Here is a 26,475-nt window from a genome sequence, read left to right on the forward strand (position 1 = left end):
GAAAAATAAAGTAGATAAAAATAAAGGGAATTTTATAATTGTTATAAAATCAAAATAGATGTCAAAGCTCTGGGATCAAAATATTGATGAATTTATAGCTTTAGCTACTAAACATAAGGTTAGAATGCTTATGGTTGGAGGAGGAGCTGTTAATTTCCATGGCTATCAGAGACACTCTGCTGATGTTGATTTTTGGATAGAAACTACTGATGAAAATTTTAAAAAATTAGTGCTAGTTTTTAATGAAATGGGATATGAAATCGATGATTTTCCCGAAAATGTAAAACAACAACAGCAAAATATTTCAATAAAATTTTCTCCAGTTGATCTTGATTTAGAATTGATTACTAAATTTTCAGTGAATAGGACTTTTGAGGAAGCATATAATGATAGTGAAGAAGTTACTGTAAATGATAAAACTTTTTTAAAGTGGAATGTTCTGTCTTTAGAAGATTTAATTACGAGTAAAATCAAAGCAAATCGAGCAAAAGATTTATTCGATGTACAGCAGCTTCGAGAAATAAATAAAAAATAAAGCTTTGAGTCTTTGACCCTTCGAGGTAAAAAGAATACTTTTGCGCCCTCGTGGCAAAACAAGTAAGAAAATGGAAAAAGTAAAAGCCAAAAAACATTTAGGACAGCATTTCCTTAAAGACGAAAGCATCGCAAAAGCAATTGCCGATACTTTAAGCTTAAAAGGATATGATGAGGTGTTAGAAATAGGACCAGGGATGGGTGTGCTTACTAAATATTTACTTGACAAGCCTGTGCATACACGAGTAATCGAAATTGATACAGAATCTGTTGCGTATCTGGATGCAAATTATCCAAAATTAAAAGGAAATATCATTTCAGAAGACTTTCTGAAATACAATATAAATCAGGTTTACGAAAACAAACAGTTTGCTATAATTGGCAACTTCCCGTACAATATTTCAACTCAAATTGTTTTTAGAACATTGGAGTTTAGAGATCAGATTCCTGAATTTTCAGGAATGTTTCAAAAGGAAGTTGCAGAGCGAATCTGCGAGAAAAAAGGATCAAAAGCCTACGGAATCTTGTCTGTGCTGGCACAGGCTTTCTATGATACTGAGTATTTGTTTACTGTAAGCGAAAATGTTTTTATTCCTCCGCCCAAGGTCAAGTCGGGTGTGATGAAAATGACCCGAAAGGAAGATTACAGTCTTCCTTGTGGCGAAAAGTTATTTTTTACGGTTGTAAAAACGGCTTTTCAGCAAAGACGAAAAACATTACGTAACAGTTTGAAAACATTAAATTTATCAGATAATTTGCGAGAAGACACTATCTTTGATAAACGTCCTGAGCAGCTTAGCGTTGACGAATTTATTGTTTTGACTCAAAAAATAGAAGCCGATGGAGTTCAAAGTTAGCAAAGAATTTATCCAACAACTAGAGGAACATATCGTTAAGAAAAATGACAACGAACTTGAAATTTTACTTAATGATCTTCACCATGCTGATATCGCTGAAATCCTTGATGAATTGGATTTTGACGAAGCTACCTATATTTTTAAGGTTTTAGATAGTGATAAAACAGCCGAAATTCTTCTTGAATTAGAAGATGATCTGCGTGAAAATATCTTAAGCCGACTTTCACCAAAAGAAATTGCTGAAGAGCTCGATGAGCTTGAAACAAATGATGCCGCCGATATTATCGCTGAGCTTTCGCAGGAAATCAAAGCAGAAGTTATCTCGGAGCTGCTCGATGTTGAACACGCAAAAGATATTGTCGAATTATTACGCTATGATGAAAACACGGCGGGTGGTTTGATGGGAAAAGAGCTTGTGAAAGTCAACGAAAACTGGAACGTATTGACTTGTGTAAAAGAAATGCGAATTCAGGCAGAAAACGTTTCCCGAGTACATTCGATCTATGTTGTTGATGATGAAAACCGTTTAAAAGGAAGATTATCTCTTAAAGATTTACTGACGACTTCTACCAAAACTCAAATTGGGGATATTTATATTCGAAAACTAAATTTTGTAAACGTCGATACAGAAGATGTTGAGGTAGCGCGTATCATGCAGAAATACGATTTGGAAGCTATTCCGGTTGTAGATGAATTGGGCCGTCTGGTTGGCAGAATTACAATCGATGATATCGTAGATGTGATCAAGGATGAAGCCGATAAAGATTACCAGTTAGCAGCGGGTATTACCCAGGACATTGAAAGTAATGACAGTGTGCTGGAATTGACAAAAGCACGTTTGCCTTGGCTTTTAATTGGAATGGTAATCGAAATTGTTGCTTCTTTCGTGTTGAAAGATAACGAAAGCGCTTTTCAAAAATATTCTACCTTAATTATTTTTGTGCCTTTATTATCAGCAACGGCTGGAAATATTGGTGTTCAGGCTTCGGCAATCGTAGTTCAGGGTTTGGCAAATGGAACTCTGAAGGAATTCAGCCGTAGTTATTTCAGTAAAGAACTTACGGTTTCAATGATTTCAGGAAGTATTATTTCGTTTCTTTTGCTTGGATATCATTCTCTTATGTATGGACAATATTTAGTAGGTGTGGCTATTTCAATTTCGATGATTGTTGTGATTTTGTTTGCAGCAACTTTAGGAACTTTGGTACCACTTTTTCTTCATAAAAATAAAATTGATCCTGCAATTGCAACAGGTCCGTTTATTACGACAACTAATGATGTATTTGGAATTATGCTCTATTTTGGTGTAGCTAAAATGATTCTTGGGTTTTAGATTTTTGGCACAAATTAATAGATTGCAGTGATTTAAAATCTTTAAATTCTATGTAATTTGCAATCTGAAGAATTAGATGATAATCAGCTAGAAATAAATTAAAACCAAGCAAAATGAAAGTACACATTATTGGAGGAGGAAACCTTGGCGTTTCTATTGCCTTGGGAATTGCTAAATTTTCGAAAAACAATCAAGTTACAGTTACGAGAAGAAACATTGCCAGTATTCAATACTTATCTGAATACGGAATTACAGTGTCTAACGATAATAAACACAATATTCAGGAAGCTGATGTTGTGATTTTGACTATAAAACCTTATCAAGTTGATACGGTTTTGGCTGAAATTTTGCCCGTTATCAAAGACAAAACAATCGCTTCGGCAGTAAGTGGATTGTCTTTGGATATGCTTCAGTCAAAAACAAATAACGAATATCCGGTTGTTCGCATTATGCCAAATATTGCAGCGCAGTTTGGAGAATCGGCAACTTGTATTTCTTTTCCAGAAACAGATCGTGAAGAAGCTATGCCAATTGTGGATTTATTTCAGGATTTAGGAACTGCTCCTATTATTGACGAAAAATTAATGGATGCAGCAACTGTTTTAGGCGCTTGCGGAACAGCATATGCATTACGTTATATCCGCGCTTCTATGCAGGCCGGAATCGAAATAGGATTTGATTCTAGCACAGCTTTGGCAATAGCGGCACAAACAGCAAAAGGAGCTGCAAAAATGTTATTAGAGGAAAAAGTGCACCCAGAACAATTAATCGACCGTGTAACAACGCCTCAAGGCTGTACAATTGTTGGTTTAAATGAAATGGAGCACAACGGTTTCAGTTCGTCATTGATAAAAGGAATCAAGACTTCTTTGAAACAGATAAAAGGTTTGTTGAAGTAAAAAATATTAATATTCAATATTTAAATTCCAAATTCCAATTTTTTAGTTGGAGTTTGGAATTTTTTATTTTTAGAATTTAATAACGCGGGCTTGAACAATATTCTATTACTAAAGGCAGATTTTCTTTATTTATATAATCTTTAAACATTGTTCTGTGATAATCGATTCCTAATTTTTCAATTTTAGAACTGTCAATTTTGTGATTTTTATCGATCATCCATTTTACAAAGACGTGTGAATCTAAGTTGCGAAGTGCTGGACCAGTGCTTCTGGCATCTAGTTTGTGGCAAGCAGCACAATTCGAATTGAAAATTTCTTTTCCTTTTTGTTGATTTTCTGTTAATTTAGGATTTTTCGTTCCACAAAAAGGAACAGAAATTCGACAATAAAAGGCAGGAAGTGGATCTTCATATGTTGCTGCTTGATATAGTATAAAACCAGCTAGAACTATTATAATTGATATTGATAGAGTAAGTATTTGTCTTATTGTTTTCATGATATCTTTTTGATTAAGCAAATACCTCAAAATGTTCAACATGTTCTTCAAATTCTAAAAGAAATTGCTCATCTTCGGGATAATATTTTGCTTTTTCAAAATCTTCTCCAGCGAAATTCTTGATTACTTCCAGATTTTCCCAATATGTAATTAGTGTAAAACGGCCTTCGTTATTTTTGATATTTCTCAAAAAGGAAAGTTTCACAAATCCCGTTGTTTTTTCATAATCGGGAATAGCAGTTGTGATCATAAATTCGGTGTAAACCTCATAATCTTCAAGTTTTGTTTTTCCGTGCCAGATTCTCGCGATCATGATTTTAGAGTTATTTTTTATTCAACGTATATTTTAAAAAGACGAATCCAAAGAATCCTGAAAGTAGCGAAGCAATTAAAATGGCTATCTTAGAAAAAACAATTGTTTCAGGATCTTTGAACGCTAAAATGGTAATGAAAATTGACATTGTAAAACCAATTCCGCCTAACATTCCTGCTCCTAAAAGATGCGGCCATTTTAAGCTTTTTGGCAACGCACATAAACCAGCTGTCACTCCAATCGAAGAAAAAAGAACAATTCCGAGAGGTTTTCCAATAACTAATCCGAGTATGATTCCAAAGGTGTTAGGATGATTTAAACCTTCGTGCCAATCGTTCGCTATAGAAATACAAGTATTTGCAATAGCAAAAAGCGGTAATATGATAAAAGCAACAGGTTTGTGTAAAAAATGCTGCAGTTTATACGATGATGAATTTTCGCTTCCATCTCCAAACGGAATTACAAAGGCCAATATAACGCCCGTAATAGTCGCATGCACACCAGAATTCAGCATAAAATACCACATTACTATTCCGCCAATTAAATACGGAATGATATTGTTTACTTTCATTCTGTTCAGAATAAAAAGAAGACCCCAAATTCCTAAAGCTATTGCAAGATTTACAAAAGCAATTGAAGTGGTGTAAAAAACGGCGATGACAATTATAGCGCCCAAATCGTCAATTACGGCAAGAGCGGTTAAAAATACCTTTAGTGACGGTGAAACTTTTTTGCCTAAAAGAGATAAAATCCCAATGGCAAAAGCAATATCGGTTGCCATCGGAATTCCTGCTCCGTTTTGAGTTGCCGTGCCAAAGTTTAAAGCCAGAAAAATTGCTGCAGGAACGAGCATACCGCCAAGAGCAGCCATAATTGGCAATGAAGCATTTTTTATGTTTGATAATTCTCCATGATAAATTTCGCGTTCTAATTCTAAACCAATCAAAAGAAAAAAGATGGTCATTAAGCCGTCATTAATCCAATGTGTGATAGAATGTCCTCCCAAATCTTTTTCCCAAAAAGCAACATATTCTGCCGAATAAGCTGAATTTGCTAAATACAAAGAACAGATTGTTACAAATAACAAGAGCAGTCCTCCAGATTTTTCGTTATTAAAGAAAGAATTAAAAGTTTTGGTCAATTTCATTTTAGAAAAGGTTTTGAAGATTTAAAACGGGAAGGGATTTCTTCGAAGGCAAGTATTTTCAAAGTTAAAGAAAATCGGAACAATAAAAAAGTTTAGCTGCAAAGACGCGCAGATATAGAGATTTTTAATAGGGATGGAATATTAAATTAACCGTATTTTTGTATTTATAAAATTCAAAATATAATGAGTGTAAAAATTCTTCACATAGACAGCAATAATCCAATTTTATGGAATCAATTAGAAGAAGCAGGTTTTGAAAATCACGCCGATTTTAAATCTTCGAAAGAAGAGATTGAAGCTAAAATTCAGGATTATAACGGAATTGTAATTCGAAGCCGTTTCAAGATTGACAAGACTTTTTTAGATAATGCAACTAACTTGCAATTTATAGCAAGAGTGGGAGCGGGCCTGGAAAGTATCGATTGTGATTATGCCGAAACAAAAGGAATTCACTTAATCGCGGCTCCGGAAGGAAACAGAAATGCAGTTGCAGAACATTCGCTTGGTGTAATATTGTCACTCTTTAACAATTTAAATCAGGCTGACGCCGAGATTAAAGCCGGACATTGGAATCGTGAAAGCAACCGCGGACATGAATTGGATGGAAAAACGGTTGGAATTATCGGTTACGGAAACATGGGAAAAGCTTTCGCCAAAAAACTTCGAGGTTTTGAAACAGAAGTTTTGTTTTATGATATTTTAGAAAATATTGGTGATGAAAATGCCAAACAGGTTTCATTGCCGGAATTACAAAAAAGAGCCGATGTTTTGAGTCTTCATTTGCCGTGGACACCAGAAACAGACAAAATGGTCAATGCTGCTTTTATAAACGCATTTTCGAAGCCATTTTGGATCATTAATACTTCACGCGGTAAAAATATTGTCACGGCAGATTTGGTTGAAGCTATGAAGGCAAAAAAGGTTTTAGGTGCAGGTTTGGATGTTTTGGAGTATGAGAAATTATCTTTTGAGACATTATTTCAAGATAAAAACACGCCTGAAGCATTTCAATATTTGCTGGAAGCTAAAAACGTTTTGCTTACGCCGCATATCGCGGGATGGACTTTTGAAAGCCATGAACGTTTGGCTCAAGTGATTGTCGATAAAATCAAAGCGGTTTATGCTGATGGAGATTCCAAAGCATAATTTTTAAAGATTTGTACTTTAATATAGCGTTGTGGTTATTTTATAATAGGTATTTTCTGTAAATTCGATATTTTCGATTAGTTTTTAAAGTTATTTTTTGTTAATATTGTCGTTAGATTTTTAACAATATTTTCGAAAAGGAGCGGCCGAAAATCCTTAAAAGAGTAGGATTTAATTAATCTTTTAAAAAATGGAAAACACAAAGTACGAGGCTTGGAATACTCCATCACGGCCACGAGAAGAAAATAAAAAAATTTCAGCAGGAATTCTGGCCATTTTAGTGGGTGTTTTTGGGATTCATAAATTTTATTTAGGTTATACTAAAGAAGGTATTATTCACCTGCTTTTAGGTTTAATGTGTGGTGTAGGCGGTGTGATTGGTATAATTGAAGGAATTTTGTACTTGACAAAAACAGACGAAGAATTTTATCAGACTTATCAAGTAGGCTATCGCGGCTGGTTTTAAATAATAAAAAATCCCATTTCATTTGAAGTGGGATTTTTTTTATTCTGTTTTTTATAAAATATAAAATGTCTTTTTTTAATATAGTGATGTCTTATAGGTTCTAAATGATTCTTTTCGGTTTGATATTTTTGGCTGATTTTTAAGAAAAATCTTAAAATTACAAACCTTAACTAATTGAAAGAAATGGAAAATAACAAACCAGAAAATGTAGAGAATAAAAAAGTTGTAGCGGGAATTCTAGGAATTCTATTGGGTGCTTTTGGTGCTCATAAGTTTTATTTAGGATACACTAAAGAAGGAATTATTCAATTAATAATTAGTATTGTTACTTGTGGGATGGGTGGCGTGATTGGATTTGTGGAAGGAATAATTTACTTGACAAAACCAGATGATGAATTCTACAGAACTTACCAAGTTGGTAAAAAAGCATGGTTCTAGTTTAGTGATAAATAGAATTTGACAAACTAGTTTTAAATAAAATTGTAATTAAAAAAGTCCCATTTGCATTTGCAGATGGGACTTTTTTATTTGGAGAGATTATCTGTTAATCTTCTTTTTCAGATAATTTCTTTTCTAGTTCAATTTGAAATTCCTCAATAACTGGTTTCATCGTGCTTTCTGGAATGTCAGCAATTCTGATATACATTAAGCCATCAACGGCATTATTGAATAACGGATCGACATTGAAAGCAACAACTCTCGCGTTTTGTTTGATGTATTTTTTAATTAAAACCGGCAAACGTAAATTTCCTGGTTCCAATTCGTCAATTATTTTATCAAATTTATTCAAATCAGATTCGGCTTCATCAAAAATAAAGTCTTTGTCTGCATCTTTCAGTTTTACTTTATATGCTTTTTTCGGATGAATATATTGTGCAATATAAGGATCGTAATAATTTGACTTCATAAACTCAATCATCAATGATTTAGAGAAATCTGAAAATTGATTACTGATACTTACGCCTCCTAATAAATATTTATGCTCTGGATAACGTAAAGTGGTGTGAATAATACCTTTCCAAAGCAAGAATAAAGGCATTGGTTTTTGCTGATATTCGCGAATGATAAAAGCACGTCCCATTTCAATAGATTTGTGCATCATATCGTGAAGTTCCTGTTCAAATCTAAAAAGATCAGTCAGGTAAAAACCTTCAATTCCGTATTTCGGATAAATCTCAGCACCTAATCCCATACGGTAAGCTCCTGCGATTTTCTTGGTTTCATCATCCCATAAAAACATGTGGTGATAATATTGATCGTATTGGTCTAAATCGATCGATTCGTTGGTTCCTTCACCAACTTCACGGAAAGTAATTTCACGCAAACGCCCAATTTCATGTAAAATATTAGGAATTGATTTTGCTGTGGCAAAAAACACTTCATAGTTTTTACTTTGTAATAAACGGCAGTCACTATTTCTTAAAGCATCAACTTCGGCAATCATTTTTGATTCGTTGGCCGGAGTTGCTATTTTTTTAGGCGCTTTCGGGATTTTTAAGCTTGCGGTGTCAATTAGTTTGGTATCTTTTTCAAAAGGATTGGCAAGCATATAGGTTTTCTTTCTTAAAAACTCTGAGTATTCTTCAAACGATTCAATTTCGTTTTGCTCGTTTACAGAAATTGGTTTTCCAATACGAACTTTGATTACACGGTCTTTCTGCGTAAGCAATTCTGATGGAAGTTTTGCTGTACGCAAAGTGTCATCAATTTTTGAAAGCCAATAGAATAATTTGCTGTTTTTAGCATGAAAATAAATGGGTACAACAGGAACTTTTGCTTTTCTGATTAATTTCAAAGCGCCTTCTTCCCAAGGTTTGTCAACCATTAATTTTCCATCCTTGTAAGTTGAAACTTCTCCAGCTGGGAAAATCCCTAACGGTTTTCCGTCGCTTAAGTGGCGTAAAGTTTCTTTGATTCCAACCACGCTTGATTTTGCATCCTTATGATTTTCAAAAGGATTAACCGGCATGATGTATTTTTTAAGCGGAACAATTCTGTGTAACAAGAAATTTGCAATAATCTTGAAATTAGGTTCTCTCTCGAGCATTAATTTCAAAAGTAAGATACCATCAATTCCTCCAAGCGGATGATTAGAAATGGTGATATATGCGCCATCTTTTGGTAAACGTTTTAAATCTTCTTCCGGGATTTCAAATTTGATTTCCATCTCATCCAAAATTCCGTTAAGAAACGCAAGATCCTCTAAATGTTTATTATGGTCATAAATTTTATTCAGGGTTGAGATCTTAAGAACCTTCATAAGAATCCAGCCTGAAAAAGTACCGAATACTCCGTACTTATCAACATTTATTGCCTTTGCAACTTCTTTCGCGGTAACTAAACCCATGTACTATTTTTAAATTATTAGAGCAGCGAACAAAGATAACAAAAAACTCTACTTTTCCTTTATTCAATCATAAACTTTCCACTTTTTTATTACATTTGGAATCCTAAAAAAATTACCAAGATGAAAATTATTTCTTATAATGTAAACGGAATTCGTGCTGCCATAACTAAAGGGTTTATTGAATGGCTACAAGCTGCAAACCCTGATGTAATCTGCCTTCAGGAAATTAAAGCAACACAGGATCAGATTCCGGTTGAGGCTATAACGGCGGCCGGCTATCCGTATCAATATTATTATTCTGCAACTAAAAAGGGGTACAGCGGCGTTGCGATATTATCTAAAACAGAACCAAAAGCAGTGGTGTACGGAACTGGAATTCATCATATGGATTTTGAAGGACGTAATTTGCGTGCCGATTTTGAGGATTGTTCTGTAATGAGTCTGTATCTTCCATCGGGAACAAATATTGAAAGATTGGATCATAAATTTATGTTTATGGATGATTTTCAAACCTATATAAACGAACTGAAACTTACAATTCCGAATCTGATTATTTGCGGTGATTATAATATTTGTCACGAAGCAATTGATATTCACGACCCGGTCCGCAATAAAACGGTTTCTGGATTTTTGCCGGCAGAACGTGCTTGGCTTGATGCATTTATGAAATCAGGTTTTATAGACAGTTTCCGTCATTTCAATAAAGACCCGCATCATTATTCGTGGTGGAGTTACCGCGCCGGAGCCAGAGGAAATAACAAAGGCTGGCGTATCGATTATAATTTGGTAAGTGATTCAATGGGACATCGTTTAAAAAGAGCTGTTATTCTTCCAGATGCTGTTCACTCAGATCACTGCCCAGTATTAGTCGAAATCGAGTAAAGTTTGGTATTGTTCTTGTTAACAATGTATCAATTTTGTTCTAGGAGCTGTTTCCTGCTCTACACTATATCTTTTGCGGCGAACCCCGCCACAAAAGGATGCCGTTTCCATCAGGGCTAGGGCTTCTAGGTAACAAGAAATTTGAATTATTAATAAAGCCCCAAATAAAAACCAAAAGTAAAATGATTAAAAAAACCTCTATCGCATTAGTAGTTTTAGCTTTGTCTATGACTTCATGTGTATCCAAAAAGATTTACAATGATCTTGAAAACAAATATTCGGATCTAAAAAAAGAAAACCGTTCTATTGCTGATGAAAACGCTGGATTGAAAACGGCAAAAAATCAGCTGGAATTAGATCGCGATAAACTGACTAAAGATCTGGCAAGCACAAAAGATGATCTTGCAAAACTAAAAGCTGATCTTGCGGCGGAGCAAAAAAAATACAAAGTGCTGCAGGATTCTTATAATGCCTTAGAGAAAAACAGCAACGATGCATTAGAAAGCAACATGGCTAAAAACCGTGATCTTTTGGCACAATTAGAAGCAAAATCTAAAAAATTGGCCGATGAACAAGCTCGTTTAGATAAAACGGCAAGCCGATTAAAAGAGCTTGAAGATATGATTGCGGCTAAAGAAGAATCAATGCGCAAACTAAAAGAAACTTTATCTAAAGCTTTAAATGGTTTTGAAGGTAAAGGTTTGACAGTGGAACAGAAAAACGGAAAAGTATATGTTTCTATGGAAAACAAATTACTTTTCAATTCAGGAAGCTGGGCGGTTGGAACTGAAGGAAGAAAAGCAGTTGTCGAACTTGGAAAAGTTTTAGGCGACAATCCAGATCTTTCTGTTTTAATTGAAGGACATACAGATGATGATCCGTATGCTGGTTCAGGACCAATTGCAAATAACTGGGATTTATCAACTAAAAGAGCGACAGCAATTGTGGCTATTTTAAGTGAAAATACTAAAATCAACAAACAAAAATTAACAGCAGCGGGAAGAAGCGAATTTTCTCCTTTGGCAAGCAACGCGACTGCAGAAGGAAAATCTAAAAACCGCAGAATCGAAATTATCTTGACACCAAGATTAGATGAAATTGCTGAAATGCTTAATAGTATTAATTAAGAGGCTAAGGTTCTGAGGTACTAAGATTCTAAGATTTAAAAAAGGGGGTTCAAAGTAAAACTTTGAACCCCCTTTTTTTTATTCTAAAAAAGAAAAACCTTAGAATCTTAGTATCTTAGCAACTTAGCGCCTCAAAAAAAATCTTGTAGATTTTTTAACTTTTGTGAAATTTTCATTTGAAGAATACCGTCGTATATTTGAAGCTTTATTATTTAAAATAAAAACCTTAGAATCTTAGTATCTCAGCACCTTAGAACCTCAAAAAAATGATCTACACTACATTACCCAACACCGATATAAAAGTTAGTAAAATCAATCTCGGCACAATGACTTTCGGTCAGCAGAATACGGAGACTGAAGGACACGCGCAAATGGATTACGCGCTTGAAAGAGGCGTTAATTTTTTTGATACAGCCGAAATGTATTCAGTTCCGGCAAGTGAAGCAACTTACGGAAGCACAGAAAAAATCATAGGAACTTGGTTTAAAAAAACGGGAAATCGTGATAAAGTGATTTTGGCGTCAAAAATTGCTGGTCCAAATCCGAGTTTTGGGTACATGCGCGAGAAAGTGGATTTTTCGCCTGCAAGCATAAAATTCGCTGTTGAAAATAGTTTAAAAAGACTTCAGACAGATTATATTGATTTGTATCAAATGCATTGGCCGGAAAGAAAAACAAATAATTTTGGACAGCGCGCTTTTCACGGACATAACGATGTCTGGGAAGACAATTTCAGGGAAATTCTTGAAACTTTTGACGAATTAATCAAAGAAGGGAAAATCAAGCACATTGGAGTTTCTAACGAAAATTCATGGGGAATGATGCGTCTTTTGGAAGAAAGCAAATACCAAAATCTGCCAAGAATCAAAACCGTTCAAAATCCGTATAATTTATTGAACCGTCTTTTTGAAGTGAATTCGGCTGAAGTTTCAAAATATGAAAATGTTGGTTTATTGGCTTATTCGCCACTAGCATTTGGCGTTCTTACCGGGAAATTTTTAACTGGAGAAAGTCACCCGAAAGCGAGAATTAATCTTTTTCCGCAATATAAACGTTACAATAGCGAACAATGTACGCAAGCGACAAAATTGTATCAGGAAATCGCTAAAAAACATGGTTTAACGCTGACGCAATTAGCAATGGGATTTGTATTGCAGCAGCCGTTTTTGACAAGTGCCATTATTGGTGCTACAACATTGGAACAATTAAAAGAAAATATTGATACAATTGATGTAGTGCTTTCTAAAGAAATCCTGGCTGAAATTGATGCTGTTCAGGCAGTTATTCCTGATCCGGCACCTTAAAATAGCATTTAACCGCAAAGCACACAAAGATTTACGCAAAGTCCGCAATGCTTTAATTAAGAAAAATAATAGAAAAAGCACACAAAGATTTCTTTTTATAAGTAAAAAAATCTTTGTGTGCTTTGCGTAAATCTTAGCGGACCTTGCGGTTAAACTTCACTTATCCAGCAATTACAAATCAAACTCATCATCAACAGCCAAAGAATCATTTTTGACCGCAGTTGAATCCGGCGCTTTGATTTTAATTAAAGAACGCGCGTTTCCTGAAATATAAACCGGCAATTGTCCAAGTGTGTCTTCAGGAACTAACAGACCTCGGCGGAACATTAAATTCTTTAAGAACTTTTGATTCTTTAAGGCGTAATCTTTCAAATTACCTTGATCATTAAATTGATACATGAATTTTCTTGGTTTCGGAATTATTGTTGCCAAATATAAGCATTCATCCACATTTAAATCTGAAGGACTTTTTTGGAAATAAAAATGACTCGCTTCGCCAACTCCGTAAACATTTGGTCCCCATTCGATAATGTTGAAATACACTTCCAGCATTCTTTCCTTGCTTACAATTCGGTTGTTTTCTAAAATGTAAACCAATAGAATTTCTTCCAGCTTTCGCGAAAGCGTCTTTTCTCGCGTCAAAAACACATTTTTAATCAATTGCATGCTGATTGTACTTGCACCGCGCGAGAATTTTTTAGTTCTGATGTTTTTTAGAATAGACTGTTTGAAAGCTTCATTTATAAAGCCACGATGCGAAAAAAACGATGGATCTTCAGTCGTTAAAACGCATTTCCTCAAATAAGGTGAAATTTGATCTAAAGGCGTGTAATTCGGATTTGCATTTCCAACTAAAATTGGCCGCTGCAAAACGTTTTGAATAATCGCACGATACACAAATTCGCCATTTAGTTTGTTCAAATCGGCTTCGCCGTATTTAGTGATTCGTAAATCTTCTTTGTTGAGTTTACTGTCAAAAACAAGCGTATTTGGTTTGTTTTTGTTGAATTTGAAATCCAGTTTATAATCAAAATTACCGGTTGCCTGCATTCCTTGAAAATGAGTAAATAAACCATCAGGAAGTGAAACAATAAAATCCTGCGCCTTCATTTTTGGAATATCAACTTTCAGTGTATAAACGGTATCTTTTTCAGTATCGTAAGAAACATATGGGCGCAGTTTTATTTTATTCAGCGTCATTGTTGAAGTGCTGTCAATCGAAATAAAATCATTCCCTAACAAAAAGCGGTAATCAAAACGGGCATTTTTGATCACAACATCTTTGCTGGCAATTTTTGGGTGATTAATTTTTAAATTGGTAATCGAAGTGAAACCGTCAATATGAAGTTCACTGCCGCTTTTGTCAATTTTTTCGACATTTAAGCGGATCGAATCAAAGCTGGCTTTTAAGTTGTATCGTTCATCAAGATAAGGAACTTTAATTGCTCCAGTGTCTAAATTAAAAAAGCGAATATCAGCTTTTTGATTTCTTGGATCAGCAAATCCTTTTAAATTCCATTTCTGATCAAAATCTTTGCTTACCACATGAATATTGGTTTCAAGCTGTTTGTTGTCTAAAACCAGTTTGTTGATTGCGACATTCGTTTTTTTGCCATTATCGTCAATTTTGAATTGGAAGTTTTCCAAATTCATATCAGTCGGAACGAGATTCAGTAATTTCGAGATAATTCGGTAAGCAAAAGCACCGTATTTACGTTTTTCACTTTTTTCAGTATCGTCGCTGTTTCTTTTTAAGAAGGCATCGAAGTTGCGAATTTTTCCTTTTTTGACTAATTGGACATAACCATTATTGACTTTTAAAGTTCCAACCTGAACATCGCCAATCAATAAATTGCTTAGACTGATGCTCGTTTCAATTTTTTCAATTTTAAAAAGTGTGTCGGCATTTTTAGGAACCAAAACGACATCTGTTAATTTAATAGTTGATAAACCGTTAAAAGAGGCTTCTTTAATAGAAAAATCGCTGTTGTAGTCAACCGCCATTTTATGGGTAACTTTTGCAATGGCTTGTTTTAAAAGTGAATCGCGAAAAAAGTATAACCCGATGCAAAGCAAAACTAATAATACAGCAAGTATTTTTAGCGCTTTGAATATTTTTTGTTTTGGAAAATTCATAGTGGTATTTTTAATAGAAATTACCCAAAAAGAATGCTGGCAACATCTTCAATTTTTGCTACAAGTTCAATTTTGATTCCTGTATTTTTTAAAGCTATTTTGTTGTATTTAGAAACAAAAATCGTGTCGAAACCTAATTTTTCGGCTTCTTGAATGCGTTGGTCAACACGGTTTACCGGACGAATTTCGCCAGACAATCCAACTTCGCCTGCAAAACAGAAACCTTTACCAACCGGAATATCTTCGTTTGATGATAAAATGGCAGCAACAACCGCAAGATCAATCGCAGGATCATCTACAGAAATTCCTCCTGTGACATTTAAGAAAACGTCTTTTGCACCCAAACGAAATCCGGCTCTTTTTTCTAAAACGGCCAAAATCATGTTGAGTCTTTTGGCATTGTAGCCAGTTGTGCTTCTTTGTGGTGTTCCGTAAACGGCTGTACTTACAAGCGACTGAATTTCGATCATCAGCGGGCGCATGCCTTCAAGTGTTGTGGCAATTGCGGTTCCTGATAATTCTTCGTCTTTGTGTGAAATCAATATTTCTGACGGGTTGCTTACTTCGCGCAAACCGCTTCCGAGCATTTCATAAATTCCAAGTTCAGAAGTGGAACCAAAACGGTTTTTCAATGAACGCAAAATTCTATAGATATGATTTCTGTCGCCTTCAAACTGAAGAACGGTATCGACCATATGTTCCAGAATTTTTGGTCCAGCGATGTTTCCGTCTTTGGTAATATGCCCAATTAAAATAACGGGAATATTGGTTTCTTTAGCGAATTTGATCAATTCGGCGGTTGTTTCTCTGATTTGAGAAATGCTTCCAGCTGTTGATTCAATATAATCAGTATGTAAAGTCTGAATTGAATCGATGATTACGATTTCCGGCTGAATCGCTTCAATTTGTTTGAAGATATTCTGCGTTTTAGTTTCCGTTAGAATATAACAGTTGTCGCTGTTTGGCGTGATTCTTTCAGCACGCATTTTTATTTGTTTCTGACTTTCTTCTCCAGAAACATATAAAGTTTTATAAGGTAATTTTAATGAGATTTGAAGTAAAAGTGTGCTTTTTCCAATTCCAGGTTCTCCGCCTAAAAGTGTCAAAGATCCCGGAACAATGCCGCCGCCTAAAACACGATTCAATTCGCCGTCAGTAGTATCCATACGAATTTCCTGAGCCGAATCAATTTCGTCAATTTTTAACGGTCTTGGCGCTTTGTTTGTCGAAGTTGGTTCGCTTTTCCAAGCCACTTTTTCCTGCTTCTGAATAATTTCTTCAGCAATGGTATTCCATTCTTTGCATGCGTTGCACTGCCCTTGCCATTTAGAATATTGAGTGCCGCAGTTTTGGCAAAAAAAGGAAGTTTTAACTTTTGACATTATTTGGTTTTTTTAACAAGCGTATTCATTTCGTCAATTTTCTCATACATCAAATCCTTGTTCAAATCTCCAATTGGTTCCATTTGAGAAGCATTTTGGTATTTTTTTGAAGCATGTTTAGGGTCGCCCATTTTTTCGTACATCAAACCTAATTCATACTCACCTAACATGGCTTTTGGATAATTTACATTTCCAATTTCAGCCATTTTCCCTAATTCATCGTAAGCATTTTTCTTTAAAATAATGTTTTCAATTACTTTAAAATCGCTCATTCTGACAGGAACTTGGTAGCCTAATATTTCTGACATTGTTGCGTATTTCTTTTCTAAATAATCAGCATAACCTGTTTCAAGAACGGCTATTTTGTCATTGTATTCAGCAGAATTTATTGGTCTGTAAGATTCAAAAATTTGGTACAAAGCGCTCGGAATCGAGTGCAGAACCTCAGTATAATGCGTTGCGTTTTTGAATACGTCGTATTTGTAATTTACTAACGGATTATTAGCGACTTTAATATTGCTGTTTAATTTTTCAATTGGCTCTTTTATTTTTTTAATATCACCTTCTCCTGCAGAAAGATAATAAAATATAGGTTTTTGGATTTTTGCAAATTTTTCTGCTATTCTAACTTCCATTTTTGGTGCCAATTCAGGGCTTAAACAAATATAGGCGTTAAAAATTGGCTCTTCTTTATATAAATAAAAATTAGCAAAACTTGCCGTAATATCATGACCAGCTATAATTCTGAAAGATGCTGTGTGGTATTTTTTTTCAATATATGGAATCAATTCGGCACCTATAAATTCAAAAAATTTCGCTCCTTTTTCAAACGGCAGGCCTTCATTTTGATCAATTGTCGAATCGTCTTCACGTTCACCATTTTTATTTTGATGAATTCCAATAATAATCATTTCCGGAATATCATCCCAGTATGAGCCATAACTCACAGCTCCAGAAAATGGATCAAACAAATAATCTCCGTCTAAAAGATACAAAACAGGATATGTTCGATCTGATTTTTCATCGTAAGAAGGAGGAAGTCCAATTGTTATTCGTCGTTCTTCTCCCAGCTTTTCAGACTTAATATTGTCGAATTTTTTCTGAGAAAAAACAGAAACGGATATGAATGCAAGCAGTAGGTAGGCTTTTTTCATGATTTGTGGCATTTCAGTGAATTAAAAAGTATTGAAAATAGTATGGCAATATAATACTTTATTTGCTTTTAAGTATTTTGGGATTGAAAAAAAAGCAATGATTTCCTACGTTTAATTCGTTTTTTGATTTAAGACAATAGAAAATCTGTTTGTGCAAAATATTTTTGACAAATTAAGATTGAAAGTAAGTGTGATATACGATTTACGTCAGCGAATTATCATTTTCATTTGGGAAAATGATCCATGGCTTGAAGGTTTTAGCTTCTTCAAATTCCAAGGTTGCATAGGATATAATGATAATAATGTCGTCTTTTTGAACCTTTCTTGCGGCCGGGCCGTTAAGAGTGATTTCGCCTGAATTTTTTATACCTTTTATAGCATAAGTTTCAAAACGCTCGCCATTATTAATGTTAACAATAGATACTTTTTCGCCTTCAATAATATTTGAGGCCTCTAGAAGAGTTTCATCAATAGTAATACTGCCAATATAATTTAAATCAGCTCCAGTAACTTTTACTCGATGAATTTTTGATTTTATAACTTGAATTTGCATGCAGCAAAGGTAATTTAATTTAATGAAATGGTGTCAATTAACCTTATAGAATTAACAAATACCGCTATAAATGCACGGTATTTTTTGTCTATAATTTTATGATCAATTGGTAATAATGTAGATTCGTCAGCAATTACAAAATACTCAAGTTCAAATCTAGGATTGTCCTTGAAAGCATCTTCGACAAATTTGATGGTTTCTTCGGGAGTACCTTTTTGGAATATTTCCTTGGCCTCAGTAATTACTTTGTATATAATTGAAGCTTCTTTTCTTTCTTCGGCAGAAAGACGCTCATTTCTAGAACTCATCGCTAAAAGGTTCTCTTCTCTAAAAATGGGACAGCCAATAACATTTACAGGCAAATTATTTTTTTCGACTAGTTTTTTAACAATTTGAAGCTGCTGAAAATCCTTTTCTCCAAAGTAGGCATTTGTAGGAGTTACGATTTCAAAAAGACGTTTTACAATAGTTCCGACTCCGTTAAAATGTCCTGGTCTGAATTTTCCTTCCATCTGATTTTCTAATCCGTCAAAATCAAATGTTTGCGAAATTGTGTTTCCTTCATAAATATCTTCGACAGAAGGAGCGTATAAAATTATTTTGTCACTTAATCCTCTCATTTTTTTTACATCTTCTTCAAGAGTGCGAGGGTATTTTTCTAAATCTTCTGGATTATTGAACTGAGTAGGGTTTACGAAAATACTTACAACGGTATCGTTGTTTTCCTTAAGTGATCGCTGCATTAAAGCCAGATGCCCTTGGTGTAAAGCCCCCATGGTTGGTACAAATCCGATAGTTGAACTTGCTGTTTTGATAGTTTTTAAATAGGCTATCAGGGCTACTTTACCGTAAAAAATATGCATGTCGGTATTATTAAAATTTTATGCAAACATAATATATTAGTTATAAACTGCATAAAATTTTGTAATTTTGCAACGTTTTTATTACCAAAAATTAAGTAAAATACTATTATGAAAGATAAGAGGATATTATATGTATCATCTGAAGTCGTGCCTTATTTGGCTGAAAATGAGGTTTCTTTAATGTCGTATGACGTTCCAAAAATGATTAACGATCAAGGAGGTCAGATAAGAATTTTCATGCCAAGATATGGAAATATCAACGAAAGAAGACATCAATTACACGAAGTGATCAGGCTTTCTGGAATGAATTTGGTAGTGAATGATTTAGATATGCCATTGATTATTAAAGTCGCTTCAATTCCGAAAGAAAGAATTCAGGTTTATTTTATTGATAATGACGAGTATTTTAAACGTAAAGCAACTTTTGCAGACGAAGAAGGCGCATTATATCCTGATAATGATGAGCGTGCTATATTTTTTGCCAAAGGAGTTGTTGAAACAGTTAAAAAATTGAACTGGGTTCCAGATATTATTCATGTTCATGGCTGGCTTGCAGCGATGCTTCCTATATATATGAAGCATTATTATAAAAATGAAGCTTTGTTTTCTGAAACTAAAATTGTTACATCGGTTTACGGACAGTCTTTCGATGAGAACTTAGATATGGAAATGATCAACAAAGTTAAATTTGACGGTGTGCCTCATGAATCTGTTTCTGACTTGGAAGTTCCTAATTATGAGAATATATTAAAAGCAAGTATATTACATTCAGATGCTGTAATTATCGCCTCTGAAAATGTTTCCCCAAGTTTAACAAAATTTATAGAATCTTCAGGAAAACCTTTTTTACCTTTCGGCCCGAAAGATGCATTCGCTGAGGCGTATACAAATTTCTACAGAAAAATGGGTCTTTAATTAATTTTAAATTTAAACATGTATAATACTTCTTTTATTAAGAAAATTCTAATAGCGGCAACGGTTGTTTTTTTATATTCCTGTGATAGAGATTTTAATGCGATAGGCGATGAGTTAATTGGGGATAATCATTTTGATTTGACGCCTGAGAAATACGATGTTTTAGCCTATAATCAAGAAATAACGCCTGTTCAGTCAAACGGTTTGGCAACAAATGTTTTGGGTATTTACGATAACCCTGTTATGGGGACAACGACTGGTAATTATGCGACTCAGGTTGCTTTGTCTGAATATGCTCCTACAATTGGTGAAGCTCCTGTTATTGAGAGTGTGACTTTGAGTGTTCCTTATTTTAATCATGTTACGGCTACTGATGCTACTACTGGTGCACGTACTTTTGCTTTAGATTCTATTTTTGGAGACCCAAAAGGAAAGCTTGATTTAAGTGTTTACGAATCTGGAGTTCAAATGCGAAGCAGTTTTTTTGATAATGGTACGCAATTGCCTCAATTGTATTATACAGATGAAAATACAACTTTTGATACATATAAAATTGGAGAAAAGTTAAATAATTCAAGTGATAAAAGTCAAAATACAGAGTTCTTTTTTAATAATGCTGAAATAACAGACAAAACTGTTGATGCCAGTGGAAAAGAAACATCGACAAAAGTGGCACCAGAAATGCGATTGATGTTAGATACTGTATTTTTTAAGAAAAAAATTCTGCAGGCTCCTGCTGAAAAATTATCGTCAGCAACGGTGTTTCAGGATTATTTTAGAGGATTATATTTCAAAGTGGCAAGATCAACAGGCGGGCCTGCTAATATGGCTTTGATTGATTTTGCAAAGGCAGGTAAAATTGTTGTTAAATACAAAGCAAAAACCGCAATTACTACTGATGCTCCTGAAACAATGGAAGAGAAGACTATTACGATTAATTTGACTGGAGCAACGGCAAGTCTGCAGCAAGATGCGAAGAGTGTAAATTATACAAATGCAATATCAGACGGAAATATCAACAGAACCGACGGCGATGAAAGTCTTTATATTAAAGGAGGACAAGGATCTGTTGCTGTAATAGAGTTGAATGGCTTTGCGTCTAAGTTGGCTGAGATTAGAACTAAAAATTGGCTTGTAAATGAGGCGAATTTAGTTTTCTATATTGATACTGATAAAATGGGGGTAAAAGATGGCAGCGGTTTTCAAGCCGAAGAACCAAAAAGAGTTTATCTTTATGATTTGACCAATAATGTGCCTTTAATTGATTATTCTGATGGTACTTCTACTGCACTTGCAAATGATCCTAAAGCTACAAAATATGTTTTTGGCGGTATTATCAATATTGATGCTACAAGTAAGCGTGGTACTTATTATAAAGTAAGAATTACGAATCATATTCGAAATCTTATAAAAGATGCTACAGCAACGAACGTGAAACTAGGTTTAGTTGTTACTGAAGACATTGGGGTGATTACTTCAAATAAATTAAAATTAAAAAACAACGTTATTTCAGAAGCGCCGAGAGGTTCGGTTATGGGACCGTTAGGAACTGTGCTTTATGGTGGAAAATCAACCGTTGCAGAAGCTAAGAGACTGAGACTCGAAATTTACTACACGAAACCAAATTAATAAATATATATGTGTGGAATTGTTGGATATATTGGCCATAGAGAGGCGTATCCTATTGTTATCAAGGGATTAAAACGACTCGAATACAGAGGTTACGACAGTGCCGGTGTTATGTTGTTTGACAACGAAACTGGAGTGAAGCTTTGTAAAACAAAAGGTAAAGTTTCGGATCTTGAAGCTAAAGCAAAAGATGGTTTTACAACAAACGGAACTATTGGTATAGGGCATACGCGTTGGGCAACCCACGGAGTGCCAAATGATGTGAATTCACATCCGCACCTTTCTAATTCTGGTGAATTGGTTATCATTCACAACGGAATTATCGAAAATTACGCACCGCTGAAAGAAGAATTAATCAAGAGAGGTTATACTTTTAAATCGGATACAGATACAGAAGTTTTAGTAAACTTAATTGAAGAAGTTCAAAAAAACGAAAATATCAAATTAGGTAAGGCAGTGCAGATTGCTTTAAACCAAGTTGTAGGTGCTTATGCAATTGCAGTTTTTGATAAAAAAAATCCGGATGAAATTGTTGCGGCAAGATTAGGAAGCCCGTTAGCAATTGGTGTTGGCGAAGGTGAATATTTTATTGCTTCAGATGCTTCTCCATTTATTGAATATACTTCAAATGCAATTTATCTTGAAGATGGTGAAATGGCAAACATTAGATTGCACAAGCCTCTTAAAGTTAGAAAAATAAAAGATGATTCATTAGTTGATCCTTATATTCAAGAACTTCAAATGAATTTGGAGCAGATTGAAAAAGGCGGTTATGATCATTTCATGCTAAAAGAAATCTACGAACAGCCAAGTGTAATTAAAGATACCTACAGAGGAAGACTTCATGCAAATGAAGGAATTGTTCAAATGGCAGGTGTTGAAGATAATCTTGAGAAATTCCTAAATGCACAAAGAATCTTAATTGTTGCATGTGGTACTTCATGGCATGCAGGTTTAGTAGCAGAGTATATTTTTGAAGAATTTACACGTATTCCTGTTGAAGTTGAATATGCTTCTGAGTTTAGATACAGAAACCCAATTATCAATAAAAATGATGTTGTAATTGCAATTTCTCAATCTGGAGAAACTGCTGATACAATGGCTGCTATTAAATTAGCTAAAGAAAACGGTGCTTTTGTTTTTGGAGTTTGTAATGTTGTAGGTTCATCTATTTCAAGAGAAAGCCATGCAGGTGCTTATACACACGCAGGACCAGAAATTGGAGTAGCTTCTACTAAAGCATTTACTACTCAGATCACAGTTTTAACTATGATTGCTTTGAGATTAGGAAAAGCTAAAGGAACATTATCAAATACAGATTTCCATACTTACCTGCAAGAATTAGAAATAATTCCTGAAAAAGTTGCTGAAGCATTGGAAACAAATGATAGAGCAAAAGAAATTGCTGCCGCTTTTAAAGATGCGCCAAACTGTCTTTATTTAGGCCGTGGGTATAATTTCCCAGTTGCGCTTGAAGGAGCTTTGAAATTAAAAGAGATTTCATATATCCACGCTGAAGGATATCCTGCCGCTGAGATGAAACACGGTCCTATTGCTTTGATTGATGAGCATATGCCGGTTATTGTAATTGCGCCTAAGCAAGGTCACTATGATAAAATTGTAAGTAACATTCAAGAGATTAAATCTCGTAGCGGTAAAATTATTGCTGTTGTTACTAAAGGTGATACTCAAGTTCGTGAATTAGCTGATTATGTAATCGAAATTCCTGAAACTTCAGATGCATTGTCTCCGTTAATTACAACTATTCCATTGCAGTTGCTTTCTTACTATATTGCTGTTATGAGAGGCTGTAATGTCGATCAGCCGCGTAATTTGGCAAAATCAGTTACTGTAGAGTAATATCTTAAAATATATAAATGTTAAAAAAGCGAGATTTTGGTCTCGCTTTTTTTTATTATCATATTTTTTTTCTGCCCCCTGTATTTTTATTAAATCCTCAATTTTTTAATCAAATTTTATATGTATGCATACTATTTAAGATTTGAAAAGCCTCGTTATTGCTGTTAATTGAATAAAACATTATGTGAAAAAGTTAAAATACTAACAATTTTTATGCGTTATATTAATTTTTTTTAACGTTTTTTTATTAATATCAAAAATATTTGTATTTTGGCTAGATAAACTAACCAAAAACCTAACCCAAATGAGAGTGTATTTGCTGATTATGTTGTTTTTCTGCGGCGTTTCCTTTGCGCAGAATTCAATTACTGGTTCTGTTACCGATAGTAACAAACAATCTATCCCTGGTGCCAATGTTAATATAGTAGGAAGTTCAGGTGGAACTTCGACTGATTTTGACGGTACATTTAAGTTGAACACTACTTCTAAACCGCCTTTTACACTTAAGGTGTCTGCTGTCGGTTTTGAAACAAAGACAATTAGTGTTACATCTTTAAATCAAAAAATTGATGTAGTACTGAAAGATGAAGAAACTAAATTGGATGAAATTGTAGTTTCGGCTTCCAGAACTCCTGAAAGAATCATTGAATCTCCTGTAACTGTTGAAAGAATGGGAATTCAAGAAATTAAAAATACCACAGCGGCTACATTTTATGATGGTTTAGAAAACTTGAAAGAGGTGCATTTTAATACCAGCAGTATTTCGTTCAAATCAATCAATACGCGTGGTTTTGCAACTGTAGCAAATACTCGTTTCATGCAATTGGTTGATGGAATGGATAATTCATCGCCGGCATTAAATTTTGTTTTGGGTAATTTAATTGGTGTTTCAGATATTGATGTGGCTAGTGTTGAGCTTTTGCCTGGTGCTTCTTCTGCTCTTTATGGTGCAAATGCTTTTAATGGTATTATGTTTATGAATAGTAAAAGTCCTTTTACTAATGAAGGGATCAGTGTTTACTATAAATATGGGCAAACATCTCAGGATGCTGCCGGAACTAATGATTACAATGACTTCGGAATTAGAGCTGCAAAAGCGTTTACAGAAACTTTCGCTTTAAAAGCTAATTTCACTTATATGGAAGCTACAGAATGGATCGCTGCTGATAAAAGAAGTATGACAAGTGGTGGAGATAGTCACGCAGTGAATCAGAATTATGATGGATTAAATATCTACGGTGATGAGGTTACTACTTTTATTCCGAACGTAGGGCAAGTAAGTAGAACAGGATATCGTGAGCAAGACTTAACAGACAATAAAGTTAAGAGTATGAAAGCGGATTTCAGTGCACACTTTAAACCTTGGAAAGATGATACTGAGTTTATTCTTCAATATAAAATTGGTACAGGAAGTACTATTTATCAAGGAGCAAACAGATATGCTTTGAAAGATTTCTTAATGCAGCAAGGTAAATTTGAAGTAAAAGGTAAAAACTTCTTTGGAAGAGTTTATTTTACAAGTGAAGATGCTGGAGATTCTTATGATATGAGATTTGCTGCGTGGAACGTAAACAGAACTGCAAAATCAGATACAGAATGGTTTACTAATTATGCGACTGCATATCAGTATTCTGGTGCTGTAATGGGAACAAATGCAAATGAATCTGCTGCAATTGCTAGAAATTTTGCAGATTATAATATTCTTCCTCCTGCTTTATCTTTTCTTCCAAAACCAACAGGTTCTGCTAGATTTGAACCGGGTTCAGCACAGTTTAACAATGCTCTTGCAAAAGTAATTGCAAATCCTGATTTGACTCAAGGAGCTAAATTTATTGATCATTCGAAATTATATCATTCAGATGTAAATTATAATTTCAAAGATTTAGTAAAATGGGCTGAAATTCAAGTAGGTGGATCTTGGAGAAAATACATCATGGATTCTGAAGGAACAATCTTTACAGATTATGACGGTCCAATTGAATATAAAGAATATGGAGCTTATGCTCAATTACAAAAAAAATGGCTTGATGACAGATTGAAATTTACAGGATCTATTCGTTATGATAAAAGCCAGAATTTCGACGGAAACGTTTCACCTAGAGTTTCGTTTACATATGCTGCAGGCGAGTCTAAAAGACATAACTTCAGAGCATCTTATCAAACAGGTTTCCGTAACCCAACAACACAAGATCAATATATTGGTTTAGATTTAGGACCATTCGCTTTAATTGGTTCTGCACCTGAAAACTTAGACAGGTTTCAAGAAACAATGCCGGTTAGTTTAGCGGGTCAGGCAGCCGGTGCTCCAGCTACAGTAAATTTATCGGGTCAAAATGCTTATCACAATGCTTATACTTTAGCATCTGTTCAGGCATTTGCAGCTTCTGCAAACCCTGGAGATCTTCAAGTAGCTAATATTGGTTTAGTAAAACCAGAGCGAGTTCAGGCTTTTGAGGCTGGATACCGTTCTGTAGTTCAAAATGATTTGTCAATCGATTTGAATGCTTATTATAATATCTACAATGATTTTATGAATACTGCTAGAGTTATTTCTCCTTACTATGGTACAGTAGGAACAAATGCAGCAGATCCAAATGTACAAATGACTTATGCTGCTCTTGCTTTTGGAGACAGAAGAGTTTATCAAGTTTATACCAATACAACAGCACAAATTTCTTCATTTGGTTTTGGAGTTGGTTTGTCTAAAAAAGTATATAAAGATTTTGAATTAGGTGTTAACTACAACTATGCTCAGTTTACTTTTGATCAATCAGAAGATCCAGGTTTTGTGGCAGGATTCAATACACCAAAACACAGAATCAAAGCTTCTCTTGGAAATGCAAAAGTGGCTAAAAATTTAGGATTTAATGTAAATGTAAGATGGAACACAGAATATTTATGGCAATCTTCTTTCGGAGATGGAATGATTCCAGAAAATACAGTTCTTGATGCCCAGGTGAATTATGGTATTCCAAAGCTTAAATCAGTTATTAAAGTAGGAGCAACTAACCTTTTCGGAAAAGATTATCTTCAGGTAATTGGTGCTGGAGCAATTGGTCAGATGTGGTTTGCTTCTTGGACAATTAATCCATAATTGAAAGAAGTTAATTTGATGAAGTAGGGTTTTCTTTC

The 26,475-nt window shown here is 34.5% G+C and carries 22 protein-coding genes and 1 pseudogene; 14 read left to right on the top strand and 9 right to left on the bottom strand.

The genetic code is table 11. The annotated features are described in order from the left end of the window. The first annotated feature begins 58 nt into the window (after positions 1-58). The 4 genes from GKZ88_RS20740 to proC all read left to right on the top strand — a co-directional run bounded on the left by GKZ88_RS20740 (position 59) and on the right by proC (position 3,623). The gene (locus GKZ88_RS20740) at positions 59-535 is read left to right on the top strand and encodes a nucleotidyl transferase AbiEii/AbiGii toxin family protein (protein ID WP_155104223.1); all 477 of its coding nucleotides are present in this window, start codon (positions 59-61) and stop codon (positions 533-535) included. 70 nt (positions 536-605) lie between these two features. After that, positions 606-1,391, top strand: a complete 786-nt coding sequence (gene rsmA / locus GKZ88_RS20745; RefSeq protein WP_155104224.1) for a 16S rRNA (adenine(1518)-N(6)/adenine(1519)-N(6))-dimethyltransferase RsmA — start codon at positions 606-608, stop codon at positions 1,389-1,391. Next, on the top strand, positions 1,375-2,724 hold the full coding sequence (gene mgtE, locus GKZ88_RS20750) for a magnesium transporter (protein ID WP_133527087.1): 1,350 nt from the start codon (positions 1,375-1,377) through the stop codon (positions 2,722-2,724). Before rsmA ends, mgtE begins: the two co-directional genes overlap by 17 nt. A 113-nt stretch (positions 2,725-2,837) precedes the next feature. Next, entirely contained in the window at positions 2,838-3,623 is a 786-nt protein-coding gene (gene proC, locus GKZ88_RS20755) for a pyrroline-5-carboxylate reductase (RefSeq protein ID WP_155104225.1), read from the top strand. A gap of 76 nt (positions 3,624-3,699) precedes the next feature. Here proC and GKZ88_RS22560 read toward each other — a convergent pair. The 3 genes and pseudogenes from GKZ88_RS22560 to nhaA form a co-directional block, all read right to left on the bottom strand. Then, positions 3,700-3,948 (bottom strand): annotated as a pseudogene (locus GKZ88_RS22560) (cytochrome c); the annotation flags it as partial. 184 nt (positions 3,949-4,132) lie between these two features. Continuing rightward, a complete protein-coding gene (locus tag GKZ88_RS20765; RefSeq protein WP_155104227.1) occupies positions 4,133-4,432 on the bottom strand; it encodes an antibiotic biosynthesis monooxygenase in 300 nt (99 codons plus the stop codon). Positions 4,433-4,442: 10 nt separating this feature from the next. Then, positions 4,443-5,579: a Na+/H+ antiporter NhaA gene (nhaA, locus tag GKZ88_RS20770; RefSeq protein WP_155104228.1), complete on the bottom strand. Its 1,137-nt coding sequence runs from the start codon at positions 5,577-5,579 to the stop codon at positions 4,443-4,445. A 183-nt stretch (positions 5,580-5,762) separates the two neighbouring features. On the opposite strand from nhaA, the gene GKZ88_RS20775 reads away from it, so the two are divergent. The 3 genes from GKZ88_RS20775 (at position 5,763) to GKZ88_RS20785 (ending at position 7,629) form a co-directional block, all read left to right on the top strand. Next, on the top strand, positions 5,763-6,725 hold the full coding sequence (locus tag GKZ88_RS20775; protein WP_155104229.1) for a 2-hydroxyacid dehydrogenase: 963 nt from the start codon (positions 5,763-5,765) through the stop codon (positions 6,723-6,725). A 190-nt stretch (positions 6,726-6,915) separates the two neighbouring features. Continuing rightward, a complete protein-coding gene (locus GKZ88_RS20780; RefSeq protein ID WP_133527093.1) occupies positions 6,916-7,191 on the top strand; it encodes a TM2 domain-containing protein in 276 nt (91 codons plus the stop codon). 183 nt (positions 7,192-7,374) lie between these two features. Continuing rightward, the gene (locus GKZ88_RS20785; protein ID WP_155104230.1) at positions 7,375-7,629 is read left to right on the top strand and encodes a TM2 domain-containing protein; all 255 of its coding nucleotides are present in this window, start codon (positions 7,375-7,377) and stop codon (positions 7,627-7,629) included. A gap of 106 nt (positions 7,630-7,735) precedes the next feature. Here the strand turns inward: GKZ88_RS20785 and GKZ88_RS20790 are convergent, their stop codons facing one another. Further along, positions 7,736-9,538, bottom strand: coding sequence for a lysophospholipid acyltransferase family protein (locus GKZ88_RS20790; RefSeq protein ID WP_155104231.1), 1,803 nt, complete (start codon positions 9,536-9,538; stop codon positions 7,736-7,738). A 120-nt stretch (positions 9,539-9,658) separates the two neighbouring features. Between GKZ88_RS20790 and GKZ88_RS20795 the strand changes: the two genes are divergently transcribed. From GKZ88_RS20795 to GKZ88_RS20805, 3 genes are all read left to right on the top strand, one after another. Continuing rightward, complete coding sequence (locus tag GKZ88_RS20795; RefSeq protein WP_155104232.1) at positions 9,659-10,420, top strand: exodeoxyribonuclease III; 762 nt, start codon at positions 9,659-9,661, stop codon at positions 10,418-10,420. Positions 10,421-10,602: 182 nt separating this feature from the next. Continuing rightward, positions 10,603-11,547, top strand: a complete 945-nt coding sequence (locus GKZ88_RS20800) for an OmpA family protein (RefSeq protein WP_155104233.1) — start codon at positions 10,603-10,605, stop codon at positions 11,545-11,547. Positions 11,548-11,813: 266 nt separating this feature from the next. After that, positions 11,814-12,851, top strand: coding sequence for an aldo/keto reductase (locus GKZ88_RS20805; RefSeq protein ID WP_155104234.1), 1,038 nt, complete (start codon positions 11,814-11,816; stop codon positions 12,849-12,851). A 171-nt stretch (positions 12,852-13,022) separates the two neighbouring features. Here the strand turns inward: GKZ88_RS20805 and GKZ88_RS20810 are convergent, their stop codons facing one another. The 5 genes from GKZ88_RS20810 to panC form a co-directional block, all read right to left on the bottom strand. After that, positions 13,023-14,987: a biosynthetic peptidoglycan transglycosylase gene (locus GKZ88_RS20810; protein ID WP_155104235.1), complete on the bottom strand. Its 1,965-nt coding sequence runs from the start codon at positions 14,985-14,987 to the stop codon at positions 13,023-13,025. A gap of 20 nt (positions 14,988-15,007) precedes the next feature. Beyond that, positions 15,008-16,369 (bottom strand): DNA repair protein RadA, encoded by a 1,362-nt coding sequence (gene radA, locus GKZ88_RS20815; protein WP_035652862.1) that lies wholly within the window; start codon positions 16,367-16,369, stop codon positions 15,008-15,010. Beyond that, a complete protein-coding gene (locus GKZ88_RS20820; RefSeq protein ID WP_155104236.1) occupies positions 16,369-17,523 on the bottom strand; it encodes an alpha/beta hydrolase-fold protein in 1,155 nt (384 codons plus the stop codon). The genes radA and GKZ88_RS20820 overlap by 1 nt, the downstream gene beginning before the upstream one ends. Before the next feature lie 202 nt (positions 17,524-17,725). Further along, on the bottom strand, positions 17,726-18,076 hold the full coding sequence (panD, locus tag GKZ88_RS20825) for an aspartate 1-decarboxylase (protein WP_035652866.1): 351 nt from the start codon (positions 18,074-18,076) through the stop codon (positions 17,726-17,728). Between the two features lie 14 nt (positions 18,077-18,090). Then, positions 18,091-18,939, bottom strand: coding sequence for a pantoate--beta-alanine ligase (gene panC, locus GKZ88_RS20830; protein WP_155104237.1), 849 nt, complete (start codon positions 18,937-18,939; stop codon positions 18,091-18,093). 108 nt (positions 18,940-19,047) lie between these two features. Between panC and GKZ88_RS20835 the strand changes: the two genes are divergently transcribed. The 4 genes from GKZ88_RS20835 (at position 19,048) to GKZ88_RS20850 (ending at position 26,437) form a co-directional block, all read left to right on the top strand. Further along, positions 19,048-19,854 carry a glycogen/starch synthase gene (locus GKZ88_RS20835; RefSeq protein ID WP_133527102.1) on the top strand — a complete coding sequence of 269 codons (807 nt, stop codon included), beginning with the start codon at positions 19,048-19,050 and terminating at the stop codon, positions 19,852-19,854. 18 nt (positions 19,855-19,872) lie between these two features. Continuing rightward, positions 19,873-21,483, top strand: coding sequence for a DUF4270 domain-containing protein (locus tag GKZ88_RS20840; protein ID WP_155104238.1), 1,611 nt, complete (start codon positions 19,873-19,875; stop codon positions 21,481-21,483). Positions 21,484-21,492: 9 nt separating this feature from the next. After that, the gene (gene glmS / locus GKZ88_RS20845) at positions 21,493-23,343 is read left to right on the top strand and encodes a glutamine--fructose-6-phosphate transaminase (isomerizing) (RefSeq protein WP_155104239.1); all 1,851 of its coding nucleotides are present in this window, start codon (positions 21,493-21,495) and stop codon (positions 23,341-23,343) included. 304 nt (positions 23,344-23,647) lie between these two features. Continuing rightward, on the top strand, positions 23,648-26,437 hold the full coding sequence (locus GKZ88_RS20850) for a TonB-dependent receptor (RefSeq protein WP_155104240.1): 2,790 nt from the start codon (positions 23,648-23,650) through the stop codon (positions 26,435-26,437). Positions 26,438-26,475: the final 38 nt, after the last annotated feature.

The sequence above is a fragment of the Flavobacterium sp. LC2016-01 genome (assembly GCF_009711135.1).
Taxonomy (GTDB): domain Bacteria; phylum Bacteroidota; class Bacteroidia; order Flavobacteriales; family Flavobacteriaceae; genus Flavobacterium.